This is a genomic window from Leuconostoc sp. DB-1, from assembly GCF_013414845.1.
Lineage (GTDB): Bacteria > Bacillota > Bacilli > Lactobacillales > Lactobacillaceae > Leuconostoc > Leuconostoc mesenteroides.
The window spans coordinates 91,728-104,629 of the sequence record NZ_JABFNJ010000001.1; the positions used below are offsets into that span (position 1 = coordinate 91,728).

Annotated in this window: 12 protein-coding genes; all 12 read left to right on the forward strand. The window is 37.7% G+C overall.

The genetic code is table 11. The features are described from left to right. Window positions 1–8: 8 nt before the first annotated feature. Entirely contained in the window at window positions 9–980 is a 972-nt protein-coding gene (locus HFP47_RS00490; protein WP_115230933.1) for an NAD(P)-dependent oxidoreductase, read from the forward strand. 10 nt (window positions 981–990) lie between these two features. Next, complete coding sequence (locus tag HFP47_RS00495; protein WP_014324282.1) at window positions 991–1,764, forward strand: amino acid ABC transporter ATP-binding protein; 774 nt, start codon at window positions 991–993, stop codon at window positions 1,762–1,764. Further along, a complete protein-coding gene (locus tag HFP47_RS00500) occupies window positions 1,761–2,996 on the forward strand; it encodes an MFS transporter (RefSeq protein WP_042250992.1) in 1,236 nt (411 codons plus the stop codon). Before HFP47_RS00495 ends, HFP47_RS00500 begins: the two co-directional genes overlap by 4 nt. A gap of 150 nt (window positions 2,997–3,146) precedes the next feature. Then, entirely contained in the window at window positions 3,147–4,367 is a 1,221-nt protein-coding gene (gene tgt, locus HFP47_RS00505) for a tRNA guanosine(34) transglycosylase Tgt (protein WP_011679239.1), read from the forward strand. Window positions 4,368–4,458: 91 nt separating this feature from the next. Then, a complete protein-coding gene (yajC, locus tag HFP47_RS00510) occupies window positions 4,459–4,821 on the forward strand; it encodes a preprotein translocase subunit YajC (RefSeq protein WP_011679240.1) in 363 nt (120 codons plus the stop codon). A gap of 57 nt (window positions 4,822–4,878) precedes the next feature. Beyond that, window positions 4,879–5,613 carry an alpha/beta fold hydrolase gene (locus HFP47_RS00515; RefSeq protein WP_042250987.1) on the forward strand — a complete coding sequence of 245 codons (735 nt, stop codon included), beginning with the start codon at window positions 4,879–4,881 and terminating at the stop codon, window positions 5,611–5,613. After that, the gene (gene mprF / locus HFP47_RS00520; RefSeq protein WP_179875903.1) at window positions 5,600–8,134 is read left to right on the forward strand and encodes a bifunctional lysylphosphatidylglycerol flippase/synthetase MprF; all 2,535 of its coding nucleotides are present in this window, start codon (window positions 5,600–5,602) and stop codon (window positions 8,132–8,134) included. The genes HFP47_RS00515 and mprF overlap by 14 nt, the downstream gene beginning before the upstream one ends. A gap of 57 nt (window positions 8,135–8,191) precedes the next feature. Further along, window positions 8,192–8,845 carry a YfbR-like 5'-deoxynucleotidase gene (locus HFP47_RS00525; protein ID WP_004164739.1) on the forward strand — a complete coding sequence of 218 codons (654 nt, stop codon included), beginning with the start codon at window positions 8,192–8,194 and terminating at the stop codon, window positions 8,843–8,845. 1 nt (window position 8,846) lies between these two features. Next, entirely contained in the window at window positions 8,847–9,341 is a 495-nt protein-coding gene (locus HFP47_RS00530) for an NUDIX domain-containing protein (RefSeq protein WP_179875904.1), read from the forward strand. After that, window positions 9,338–9,994 (forward strand): histidine phosphatase family protein, encoded by a 657-nt coding sequence (locus HFP47_RS00535; protein WP_011679244.1) that lies wholly within the window; start codon window positions 9,338–9,340, stop codon window positions 9,992–9,994. The genes HFP47_RS00530 and HFP47_RS00535 overlap by 4 nt, the downstream gene beginning before the upstream one ends. Window positions 9,995–10,192: 198 nt before the next feature. Next, window positions 10,193–11,383, forward strand: a complete 1,191-nt coding sequence (locus tag HFP47_RS00540; RefSeq protein ID WP_050894811.1) for an MFS transporter — start codon at window positions 10,193–10,195, stop codon at window positions 11,381–11,383. A gap of 2 nt (window positions 11,384–11,385) precedes the next feature. Beyond that, the gene (gtfA, locus tag HFP47_RS00545) at window positions 11,386–12,864 is read left to right on the forward strand and encodes a sucrose phosphorylase (protein ID WP_011679246.1); all 1,479 of its coding nucleotides are present in this window, start codon (window positions 11,386–11,388) and stop codon (window positions 12,862–12,864) included. Window positions 12,865–12,902: the final 38 nt, after the last annotated feature.

A 12,902-nucleotide genomic window follows, 5' to 3' on the forward strand; every position in this document is an offset into this window, starting at 1 on the left:
ACGGGCATATGAAAATACTATTTTTTAACGTCTCAGCTGTAGAGAAAAATATTATCGATGAGTGGGCTGACACACAACTGATTTCTGTTAAAACGTTACCTGTTTCGATTGACTACGATAACATTGACTTAACTCGCGATTTTGATGCTGTTATTTTTTATCCAGGAAAATCTTTTCAAACTGATGAAAAGTTATATGCTCGATTGGCAGAGAATGGTATGAAACAAATTTCTGTCAAATCAACAGGTTATGATAATATTAATTTCGAATTTGCTGAAAAATATCACCTGACAATAACTAATGTTCCTGATTATTCGCCAGAATCTGTATCGCATTTTACAGTGATGAGCGTGCTCATGTTGTTACGTAATTTACCGCGATATCTTGATAACCCAGAAACGACACAGCGAAAAGAGTTTATGGGAAGAGAATTGACAGAAGTGACCGTGGGCATATATGGTGCTGGTCGATTGGGCAGTCTTGTGGCTAAGACGCTGAAATTCATGGGTGCACGGGTAATGATGAATTCTCGTAGTCTTAAGCCAGAGTTAATTGGATCAGGCATAGAATTTGTTGATTTTAAACAGTTATTAGTTGAAAGCGATGTGTTGAGCATTCACGTGCCACTAAATAAACAAACTTTCCATAAATTTGACTTTGATAATCTTAGTTTAATGAAACAAAATGCCATATTAATTAACACAGCTCGAGGTGAGATAGTTGATACATCAGCACTGATAACGCACTTACAGCAAGGAAAATTTCAAGGTTTGGCACTTGATGCATTGGAAGATGAGGATACGAAAGGATTTGCAACAAATCCCTATTACCAGTCACTTCATAAATTTGAGAATGTATTGCTGACACCGCATATTGCGTATTTTACGAAGGCAGCTGTTCGTGATATTGCAATAACCGCATTAGAAAATGCACGTGATATTGTTATTGAAGGTAAATCAGAGAATACTGTTGTACAATAGGAGGTAAGCAATGAGTTTTATTGAAATTAAAGATGTACACAAGTCCTTTTACCAAAAAGAAATTTTAAAGGGTATTGATCTAACCTTGCATAAAGGTGAAGTTATTGTTATCTTGGGCCCATCAGGTTCTGGTAAAACAACTTTCTTACGCTGTTTGAATACACTTGAAAAAGCAGACAAAGGACAGATTAAGATCGATGATGTGACAAAAGATTTTACAGTAAAAGATCGTCAAAATACACGAGACCTAATTTTAAAGACAGCGATGGTTTTTCAAGGGCATGCTTTATTTGATAATATGACGGTATTGCAAAATGTTATTGAAGGTTTGATTCGTGTGAAAAAAATGGATCGCGAAGCGGCCACAAAAATTGGGTTGTCAACTTTAGACAGAGTTGGGCTATCTGACCGAGCAAATTATTATCCTGTTCAACTCTCTGGTGGGCAACAGCAGCGTGCAGGGATTGCTCGAGCAATGGCGATGCAGCCAGAACTATTGTTGTTTGATGAACCAACGAGTGCTTTGGATCCTGAATTAGTAGGTGAAGTTTTATCCGCTATGAAAGAGTTGGCACAAGAAGGGCACACGATGATTGTCGTCACACATGAAATGCAATTTGCTTATGAAGTGGCAGATCGGGTATTATACATGGAAGGTGGCGTTGTGGTAGAGCAAGGTCCACCAGAAGAAATATTTAATGCACCAAAAGATAAGCGGACTCAACAATTTTTGGCACGACTATCGGGTAAAAATTTTGGAGATCCAGAATTGGTAAATTCATGATGCAGAATAATCAACAAAGTTTGGACAAAGTAAAAGGCGCAGTCAGTACTCAAAGCAGAGATACTGATCAGCGTCTTTTTACCAAGGATTTTATCATTCTAATGATGATTAACTTCTTGGTTATGACAGCAGTTACTACTCAAATGGGTACGCTGCCACTTTATGTAACCCATTTAGGTGGTAATTCGATTATGTCGGGATTAGTTGTCGGCATCTGGGGATTGGCTGCTCTTTGTGCGCGAATTCCAGTTGGCAAGTTACTGGACACATACGGTCGAAAAAAATTAATTTTTATTGGTTTAGCAATTTTGATGGCTGATTTTTCTATGTTGATTTTTTATAGTACAATTGCTAGTTTAATTGTTTTAAGAGCGCTACAAGGGATTGGTAATGGTACCCAATCTACGTCGGTTGCAACTATGGTAGCTGATAAGTTACCGAAGCAAAAGTTATCAATTGGTTTGGGGTATTTTAGTATATCGCAAACTTTACCAGCCGCCATTGGTCCTGCAATAGGGTTAGTTGTTGTTGAAAATTTTGGATTTCAATCACTTTTCTATTTTAGTTTGTCACTGATTTGTCTAGCGTTTGTTTTATCATTTTTCGTTAAAGATAATTATACTCATGTTGAAAAATCTAAGCATGTAGCAGATGAGAATACAGGCTTTCTTGATTTAATTCGTCTAAAAAGTGTGTGGGTGCCAAGTCTAATTGTTTTTGTGGTTTGTTTCGCAAATGCTGCTGTTACAGCGTTTTTAGTCCAATTTGGTGAGCAAAAAAATTTATCAGCGACGATTGTTGGGTTTAGCTTTACTATGCAGGCGATTATTGGTGCTTTAGTTCGTGTTTGGTTTGCGAAGTTATATCTATACTTTAGGTCTTATGTGTTAGTAATAGCCGGTATATTAATGATTGCCTCAGCCTATTTTATGATTGCTTTTGGTGCAACGGTGGAATGGTTAGTTTTAGCCGGTGCTTTGAATGGATTTGGATTTGCATTGCTTATTCCGTTGATGAATGCAGTGGTTTTGAAGAATGTTTCCTCAGCACAACGTGGTCGGGCAACGGCAATTTTTTCCTCTGGTACGGATGTCGCCTATGGCTTAGGGGCGTTTATGTGGGGTGTAGTTGCCAATTTTATCGGTTTCTTTGGAATGTATTGTCTCACGGCTACAATGGTCATTGCAACTTTGTTGTTAGTAATCGCCCATAATCGTTTGTTAAATGAATAAAAAAGAGAAGAGGGCGGTACCATGCCCGAGGTGTTGATTAAGTTGACAGTGTTCGGATTTTTCACGTACAATAGTAAAGTATCAAATTACCATTTTCGTGGTAATTTCAACATGACATGGTCGATACGTTGCTAGAAATGGAGAAGAAACATGGCAAATGAAAAACATCCTGCAGTATGGTATGAACACCTTCATACTGAAAAGTATACAGGTGCTCGACGAGGTCGTATTCACACGCCACATGGTACGTTTGAAACACCGATGTTTATGCCTGTTGGCACACAAGGTGCTGTGAAAGGCGTGGGCACGCGTGAATTAAAAGACATTGGTTCACAATTCATTTTAAGCAATACATATCATTTATGGGTACGTCCAGGAGATGAATTAATTGCTGAAGCAGGCGGTTTACATAAATATATGGGATGGGATCAGGCTATCTTGACTGATTCTGGTGGCTTTCAAGTTTTTTCATTGTCCGATGCACGTAAATTAAAAGAAGAAGGCGTAACTTTCCAGAATCATGTTAATGGTGACAGAATGTTCCTATCACCTGAAGTAGCCATGCGGATTCAAAACAACCTTGGATCTGATGTTATGATGCAGCTAGACGAAGCCATTCCTTATTTTGAAACATATGATTATATCAAGAATTCAATGCAACGCTCGCTGCGGTGGGCTGAGCGAGCCAAAGTAGCGCATAAGAAGACAGATACGCAAGCTTTATTTGGTATTGTTCAAGGAGCAGGTTTTAAAGCTTTACGAACTGAATCGGCCAATAACTTGGTGGATATGGATTTACCCGGATACGCAGTTGGCGGTCTATCAGTAGGTGAGTCTAAAGCTGAAATGAATCGGGTTCTGGACTTCACTATGCCCCTGTTACCAGAAGATAAGCCACGTTACTTGATGGGCGTGGCAGCACCAGATTCATTGATAGACGGTGTGATGCGCGGTGTTGATATGTTTGATTGTGTCTTACCAACTAGAATAGGACGCAAGGGAACGTTGATGACACGTTACGGTCGTGTTGTCATCCGAAATTCAAAATATAAGAATGATTTCACGCCATTAGATCCTGATTTGAGTTATTACTCACCAAATCCTATTCGTAAGGAACAATTTGGCAATTTAGCACAATACGATATACCAGGCTATAATCCTTTTAAAACATTAACTCGTTCTTATTTGCATCACCTATTTAATGCAAATGAATTATTAGGTGCGCAATTAGCTTCGGAACATAATTTGCGGTTCTTGTTACAATTCATGGAAGATATGCGTACTGCTATTGAAAACGATGAACTATTGGCTTTCCGTGAAACTGTTATGGAAGAATATGGATATAATAAGCCTAATGCACGATTATTCTAAGTTTGGTATAATAATAGTATTAGCAAAATGAGTAAAAGTTACCGTGAAATGGAACGCGTAGCTAAACTCGCTTAGGAAAGTAGGAGTTAGAATGTCGTTGAATTTGATTTTGCCATTAGTAATTATTGTGGCAATGTTCTGGTTTATGTCACGTCAGCAAAAGAAGCAACGTGAACAACAACAAAATATGCAAAAAAGTTTGCAAAAAGGTAGCAAAGTTGTTACCATTGGTGGTTTGCACGCAGTTGTTGATAGCGTGGATAATGCTGCAAAGACTGTTGATTTAGATGCTGAAGGTGTTATTTTAACATATGAATTATCAGCTATTCGTTCTATCAGCAATCCAGTAGATACTGAAAAGCCAACTGTGGCTGATATTACACCTGCTGATAAGGTCGAAGAAACAAGTGAAAAAATTACTGACGATGCTGAAAAGCCAGCAGATGACAAGTAATATATAGTGGCAGTATAATAAAAGGAAGCGCAAGCTTCCTTTTATTATGGAGAAAATATGAAAACAGTCACAAAAGTTATGTCGGATGGTACAAAAATTGTATATGATGAATACGGTAATGATCAGTTGAAGACTGTTTTTTTATTACATGGTAATGGTAGCTCAGCCCACTATTTTAAACGTCAATTACCCAGTTATACAGCGTACTTTCACGTTATTGCAATAGATTCTCGAGGACACGGTCGTTCCACCAATACTAAAAAATCTATTGATATGACAGATGTGATTCGTGATATCGATGAATTGAGACGAGAGCTGTCTATCGATAAAATAATCATAGTTGGTTATAGTGATGGCGCTAATATTGCATTGAAATATGCCGTTGAAAATCAGAATCATGTTTCTAGAATGGTTTTGAACGCACCTAATGTAACAGCAGATGGTGTTTATCGTATTTTATGGTGGGGGGATGCTATTGCACGATTTGGAACTGAATTATTTTCACCAATTAGTCAGAAAGCTCGTCGCCGTCATATGCAACTACATGTCATGAGTGAACCATTGAATATTACACGGGCACAATTAAAGGTGTTAACAATACCGATATTATTTGTTATTGGGCAATTTGATATCGTTAAACGGCAACATATTGAAAGTATTTCCAAAATTATGCCGGTTGCCAAAGTTATGATTCTGCGTGGGCATGGGCATTTCGTAACCTACACAAATCCGCGGAAGTTTGCACAGTTGATTACACCATTTTTACTTGGGGGAAAGCATGAAGGGCATTAATCACGTTTTATCAAAGTTAATTATATTAGTTATTACGTTGGTGCTGATTACTCAGCTGTTCATTATGACACGAGAAATCACGTGGCATGCAATATTGTCGACAATGAATGATATTGCTTGGTGGCAAATGGTATTGCTACTTCTAGCTGGATTTTTGGTGATCATGCCAACGTTATTCAATGATCTTATTTTGCGCGAATGGCAAGGCTACGAACTAACTACGAGTGAAGTGTTACAGCGTGCGTGGTTAGTTAATGTTTTTAACTTAAATGCTGGTTTTATTGGTATTTTAAGTGTATTTTTACGACGTATTTTTTATAATGATCAACCAAAACAAAAGCCGATTAAGCCGTATATACAAATGTACATACTCGGTCAAAGTGGTCTACTCTTCGCAACTGTCGTTGCTTTTGTCATTTTAATATTAGATGCCAATAAACAATTAACTGAACAATTAGTGTGGTTAGCCCTGTTTATTTTAGTGGCTATCATAGGGATAATTGTTTCCTTTAGTAAGCGGATAAATATTTGGCAAAGTTTGAACAGCACAGTTGTTGCACGTTTCATAATTAACTCAGTTATTACGCTGTCCGCTCAAGTGGGGTTGTTTATATTAATAGGTCGTATTATTGACATTGATATTGGTCCTTCAGAAATCATACTTAGTTTTATTATTTCTAGTGCAATTGCTCTGATTACCATGACACCCGGAACTTGGGGTTCGTTTGACGTTGCGATTATTATTATGTTGTCGTTTTTTGATGTAGCTCGTGTGGATAGTTTTATTTGGCTCATATTATATCGTGTTAGTTATAATTTGTTTCCTTTATTGAGCGCTGTGGCTCTTTTGTTTTTACGTATTTCTAAACGAATCAATGCTAGTTTTCGAGGTGTACCGCATTATGTTGCCCAATCAGTTGTTCACCAATTTTTGATTATTATACTCTATTTATCTGGTATGTTGCTTGTCTTAGCAGGGACGATGCCCAAAGTTGCAGAACAAATATTTGTTTTTAATCACCTACGTTCTTGGCCGGTCACATATACTTTAATCAACCAATTACCCAATATTTTATTTGGTTTTTTGATCCTAATTAGTGCACGTGGCATTGCTAATCGTGTACAACGCGCTTATGGGGCGACTATTGTTGTCTTATTGCTAGTAGCTACATACGTATTTTTCTTTTATCAGTATGTGGCACCGTTGTTTTTTATAGCCGTTATTTTGATAGCGGTGTTATTTAGTAAAAAGTCTCTGTATAGAAAGCAATTTATTCACTCTTGGGAAGAGCAGGCTGTGGATTTTCTGATTTGGGCGACGCTAATTATTAGTTATTTGGCTTTGGGCGTGGTTAATCTACCTCCAATTCATCGCCATTTTCGTCATGTTGGCAACATGCCATCCATGCATTGGTGGTACGTAGGTCTTATTATTATCAGTGTTGTCTCTGTTTCTGGTTTAGCTTTGTCTAAATTTTTGCATTCACAGCAGATCCCGCTTGGTGTGGGGTTAGATGAAGCAAGAGTGAACAAAGTTCTGACTATTGGTGATAATCACTACACTAATCTCGTTTTTTTGGGGGATAAAAGACTATATTTTTATCGAATTGATGATGAAGATGTTGTGGGTATTCAGTTTCGAATTATTAACAACAAGGCGATGGTTATGGGGGACCCTTTTGGGAACGAAAAGTACTTTGCTGCTGCGATGGAGCAATTTGTAAACGAAGCGGACGTACTTGGTTATATGCCAGTTTTTTATGAAATTAGCGAAAACATTGCCATGATGGCTCATGAATTTGGTTATGATTTTTTTAAACTTGGTGAGGAAGCATTAGTTATTCTTGATGATTTTTCGACTGCTGGTAAAAAAATGCAGAATATTCGTTCAGAAATGAATCAAGCAACGCGTGCTGGTTTCAAATTCAAGGTATTAGAACCACCATTTAAGCATGACGTGTTGCAGCAAATGCAACTAATTAGTGATGAATGGCTTGCTGGACGTGAAGAAAAAGGATATTCACTCGGATTCTTTGATGAAAATTATTTGCAGCGTGGTCCAATAGCTGTACTTGAAAAAGAAGGACAAATCGAAGCGTTTGCAACGTTAGTGACTTCATATACAGAACAACAAATGACAGTTGACTTAATGAGATTTACGCATGCTGCTCCGAATGGTGCCATGGATGTTTTATTCGTCAACGTATTTGATTATGCTAAACAGCGACATTTTAAAATATTTAATTTAGGTATGTCACCTTTGGCTAATGTTGGCCAGCATCGTCAAAGTTTTGGACGTGAGCGCTTGGCTAATTTGGTCTATCAATTTGGTTCAAAGGTTTATTCCTTTGAAGGATTGCATCATTATAAAAATAAATTTACCAAAGTTTGGCAACCTATGTACATTGGCTACTCAAGAAAAAGTAGCATTATTGCCGTTATGTTTGGATTGCTGAAAATAGACAACAAAGGAGTGAAACATGCACCAAAAAGCGATATGAGATATACTAGAAGCAATTAAAATAGGAGGAAAAACATTTAGGATAGCGTTATAATTTGCTAAATGTTCTGATAGTTAATGGCAATGCATCAATATTTCATGGGAATGAGTCAGCTTGAACTCATTAACCGAGCTCCAGGTTTTTTTAAATACCAGCCCCATAGTGTAGCGGCACATTCATGGAAAGTAACTCAAATTGCTCAATTTTTAGCCGATGTCGAGGAACAAAATGGCGCTCAAATTAATTGGAAATCAGTTTATGAAAAAGCTTTAAATCACGATTATACAGAAAGATTTATCGGCGACATTAAAACGCCAGTGAAATATGCGACGTCAACATTGCGTTCCATGTTAGCTGATGTTGAAGAATCAATGACTGAAAACTTTATTAAAACAGAAATTCCTGAACAATTTCAAGCCGCATACACACGACGCCTAGGCGAAGGGAAAGATGACACGATTGAGGGCAAAATTTTATCTATTTCTGATAAAATTGATCTTCTCTATGAAGCATACGGTGAATTAGAAAAGTTTAACCCTGAACCCGTTTTTGTGAATATTTTTCAAAGCAGCTTGGAAGCGCTCGCCGAATTTAAAGATATGGCCAGTGTGAAGTATTTGGCAAAAGAAATATTACCAGAAGTTTTTAAAGAAGATTTCATTCATAAGGATTTATTGTTTGACCTAGCTAAAAGTTTGTTACCTGATTTTGCCGAGGTGGTTAATAATTAATATGGAAAAAAATTACATTGCGCGCATGCGTGAAAAAGTTGGGCACGAAGGCATGATATTTGTCTCTGCATTTGGCGTATTGTGGAACGACGCACATGACGCAATATTACTAGAAAAACGTTGGGACTCCGATGAAGGCTGGGGCTTCCCTGGTGGTTATCTTGAGTATGGCGACTCACCAATGCAGGCTGTTACACGAGAATTTAAAGAAGAAACTAACCTTGATGTTAAAGTTAATCGTATGTTAGGGATCGCCACAAATGAGGTTAAAAAAAATTCTTGGGGTGATGCGCAAGAAACCATTGGAATTGGTTTTGAAGTTGAGCATGTTGGTGGTGAGATGTTGAAAGATGGTACTGAAACGCTTGATTTACAATTTGTGCCTGTTCATCCAGAACCTAAAATGTTCGTCCCACAAGCACAAAAAACAATGCATCTTATATTGACGCAAAACGAGATTAGTGAACAACCTTGGATGAGGGAGAAAAACGAATGAAACTTTATGTTGTACGTCATGGTCAGACCATATTTAATACATTAAACAAAGTGCAGGGATGGGCTGATACACCGCTAACCAAGAAAGGTGAAAAAGATGGCCAGGAAGCTGGGAAAAGATTAAAAAACGTAGCTTTTGACGTAGCTTTTTCTTCTGATACTTCACGTGCTATGCATACGGCAGAATATATCCTAGCTGAAAATATCCACGAGCATACTAAGCTACAAATTACACCAGAGTGGCGTGAATACTTTTTCGGTAGCTTTGAGGGTGGTAGTAATGATGTGATGTGGGGTGCTGTGGCTAAAGAATTTGGCGTAAATAAAGGCACACCAGATGCTATTGCTGCAGAAGTTCAAGACATGACAGCGATTATGAATAAAATTTACGAAGTGGATCCAGAGCATCTAGGTGAGAACGCCACACGTTTTTGGCAAAGAATAGACGCTGCATTGGAAAAACTCCTGATGACACAAAAAGCCAATGCTAATGTCTTGTTAGTTACGCACGGTCAGCTCATTGGTAATTTGGCACAGCACTATGGCCATTTTCTCGGGGCCGAAAGACCAAAAAATGGTGCTGTGGCAGTTTTCAATCTTGATGACGACGGTTTGCAAGTGGAACTTTTTAATGATGTTAACACCGTATTTTGATAAAATATGGTTAATATTTTATATTTTTTTAAGGATTAAATTTAGCCAAACAAATCGTTTAATGATAATGTTTTCATTGTTGTTTCAGAAAACATACTCGTTATTTTCTTCACAAAAATTGTATTAAACGATTGACATTTTATGGTGGAACCGGTTACAATATTATGGTAAGCGATTATCATAATTGAAGGAGATAATATGGTTAAACAAGATAGCCTGCTCACTAAAATTGCTTTTTTGGGCATTTCATTTGTCTTGACAAGTGCATACGCTATTAACGGCGCATTGCCACAAATGACAGAGGCGTTGCATATTTCATCCACCGAAGCGCAAGTGCTGGCCACCACACCTTCTATTACTGTGACTATTTTTGTTCTTTTGAGTAGCTTTATAGCTGCTAAATTAGGTGATAAAAATACAATCATTTTAGGTGTAACATTGGTCGGAATTGCTGGAATGATACCATTTTTTACCGATTCATATGTGATCATTTTAGCATCACGAACGGTGTTAGGTGCTGGATTTGGTATTTTCAACTCACTGGCAGTGTCCATGATTGCTGTGATGTACAACGGAAAAACACGTTCTTCGATGCTTGGATACCGTGCAGCTGCTGAACAAGTTGGACAAGCTGTATTAACATTGTTAGCAGGATTGTTGTTAGCGTTTGGTTGGCACGCAACATTTTTGGTATACCTAATTGCATTTCCGATTTTGTTCTTGTTCATTAAGCGGGTTCCTGATACATCAGAAATGACACCGCTTAAGACAGAAACGACGGACAGTACACAGGTAGAAGAGGTAACTCGTATTAGTCCATTGGTATTGGTACTGACACTCTTTGCTGCTTTCCTTGTTATTGATTATATGGCCATTCAACTTAGCTTTCCATTTATGGCGGCTGACTTGAAGGGCGACGGATACAATACCTCACCAATATTGTCAGCTATGCTTATTGCAGCAACAATTGGTGGTGTAACATATGGTTGGTTTATGGCAAAGTTTGGTCGTTTCACACTACAAATTGGATTAGTATTAATGGCGATTTCAAATTTCTTGGTCGCATTTTCAAATGGTAACTTTGGTATGTTGATTTTAGGGGTTTTATTAATAGGATTCCCCCTACAATTAATTTCACCATTTATTTTTAATCAATTACCAAAGTTGGCACCACTTGCACGTCAGTCATTGGTAACGTCAATCATATTAATCGGATTTAACGTTGGTGTATTCATTGAACCGATTGTAGTTGCAGCTTTTGCAAAGATGATTGGTCATGGCGGTGGTAGCGCTGCTTCTTCAGCATATGCTACTATTCCATATCTGGGTTCGGTACTTCTTATTATCGCAATTATTACAGTTATAACTAATAGAAAACAGGAGAAATAACTATGGAAATTCAAAATAAAGCAATGCTCATCACATACGCTGATTCATTGGGTAAAAACTTGAAGGATGTTCGCAAAGTCTTGAAAGAAGATATTGGTGATGCAATTGGTGGTGTTCACTTGTTGCCATTTTTCCCATCAACGGGAGACCGCGGTTTTGCACCTTCTGATTACACACGTGTTGATTCAGCATTTGGTGATTGGAGTGATGTAGAAGCATTAGGTGAAGAATATTACTTGATGTTTGATTTCATGATTAACCATATTTCACGTGAATCTGTTATGTATCAAGATTTCAAGAAGAATCATGATGAATCAAAATATAAGGATTTCTTCATTCGCTGGGAAAAGTTCTGGGCCAAGGCTGGTGAAAACCGTCCAACACAAGCCGATGTTGACTTGATTTACAAGCGTAAGGATAAGGCACCAACTCAAGAAATTACTTTTGATGATGGTACAACTGAAAACTTGTGGAACACATTTGGTGATGAACAAATTGATATCGATGTAAACTCAGCTATCGCTAAAGAATTTATCAAGACAACGCTTGAAGACATGGTGAAGCATGGAGCTAACTTGATTCGTTTGGATGCCTTTGCATACGCTGTTAAAAAAGTTGATACAAATGACTTCTTCGTTGAACCTGAAATCTGGGACACATTGAACGAGGTTCGTGAAATTTTGACACCTTTGAAGGCCGAAATTTTGCCAGAAATCCATGAACACTATTCAATTCCTAAGAAGATCAATGATCATGGTTACTTCACATATGATTTTGCTTTGCCAATGACGACACTTTATACATTGTATTCAGGTAAAACAAATCAATTGGCTAAATGGTTGAAGATGTCACCAATGAAGCAATTTACTACTTTGGATACGCACGACGGTATAGGTGTTGTTGATGCGCGTGACGTCTTGACTGATGAAGAAATTGATTATGCATCTGAAGAGTTATACAAAGTTGGTGCTAACGTGAAGAAGACTTACTCTTCTGCTTCATACAACAACTTGGATATCTACCAAATCAACTCAACATATTACTCAGCTTTGGGAAATGATGATGCTGCGTACTTGCTAAGCCGTATCTTCCAAGTGTTCGCTCCTGGTATTCCACAAATCTACTATGTTGGTTTGTTGGCCGGCGAAAATGATATTGAATTACTTGAATCTTCAAAAGAAGGTCGTAACATCAACCGTCATTACTACTCAGTTGATGAAGTTAAGGAAGAAGTTAAGCGCCCAGTTGTTGCTAAGTTGTTGAAGCTTTTGTCATGGCGTAACAACTTTGCTGCATTTGATTTGGATGGATCAATTGACGTTGAAACACCATCTGATACAACTATCAAGATTACTCGTAAGGATAAGTCTGGTGAAAATGTTGCAGTCTTGGTTGCCAACGCTGCCGATAAGACATTCACAATCACTGCAAATGGTGAAGAAATATTAGCCAACACAGAAGCTGATAAGCAACAATTGTAATTTTAAATATATGAATGATTAAAAAATCAGTACGAAGA

Excerpts from the sequence above, each read along its gene's own strand:
- HFP47_RS00490 (WP_115230933.1), top strand. The coding sequence starts at position 9 with ATGAAAATACTATTTTTTAACGTCTCAGCTGTAGAGAAAAATATTATC.
- HFP47_RS00495 (WP_014324282.1), top strand. The coding sequence starts at position 991 with ATGAGTTTTATTGAAATTAAAGATGTACACAAGTCCTTTTACCAAAAA.
- HFP47_RS00500 (WP_042250992.1), top strand. The coding sequence starts at position 1,761 with ATGATGCAGAATAATCAACAAAGTTTGGACAAAGTAAAAGGCGCAGTC.
- tgt (WP_011679239.1), top strand. The coding sequence starts at position 3,147 with ATGGCAAATGAAAAACATCCTGCAGTATGGTATGAACACCTTCATACT.
- yajC (WP_011679240.1), top strand. The coding sequence starts at position 4,459 with ATGTCGTTGAATTTGATTTTGCCATTAGTAATTATTGTGGCAATGTTC.
- HFP47_RS00515 (WP_042250987.1), top strand. The coding sequence starts at position 4,879 with ATGAAAACAGTCACAAAAGTTATGTCGGATGGTACAAAAATTGTATAT.
- mprF (WP_179875903.1), top strand. The coding sequence starts at position 5,600 with ATGAAGGGCATTAATCACGTTTTATCAAAGTTAATTATATTAGTTATT.
- HFP47_RS00525 (WP_004164739.1), top strand. The coding sequence starts at position 8,192 with ATGGCAATGCATCAATATTTCATGGGAATGAGTCAGCTTGAACTCATT.
- HFP47_RS00530 (WP_179875904.1), top strand. The coding sequence starts at position 8,847 with ATGGAAAAAAATTACATTGCGCGCATGCGTGAAAAAGTTGGGCACGAA.
- HFP47_RS00535 (WP_011679244.1), top strand. The coding sequence starts at position 9,338 with ATGAAACTTTATGTTGTACGTCATGGTCAGACCATATTTAATACATTA.
- HFP47_RS00540 (WP_050894811.1), top strand. The coding sequence starts at position 10,193 with ATGGTTAAACAAGATAGCCTGCTCACTAAAATTGCTTTTTTGGGCATT.
- gtfA (WP_011679246.1), top strand. The coding sequence starts at position 11,386 with ATGGAAATTCAAAATAAAGCAATGCTCATCACATACGCTGATTCATTG.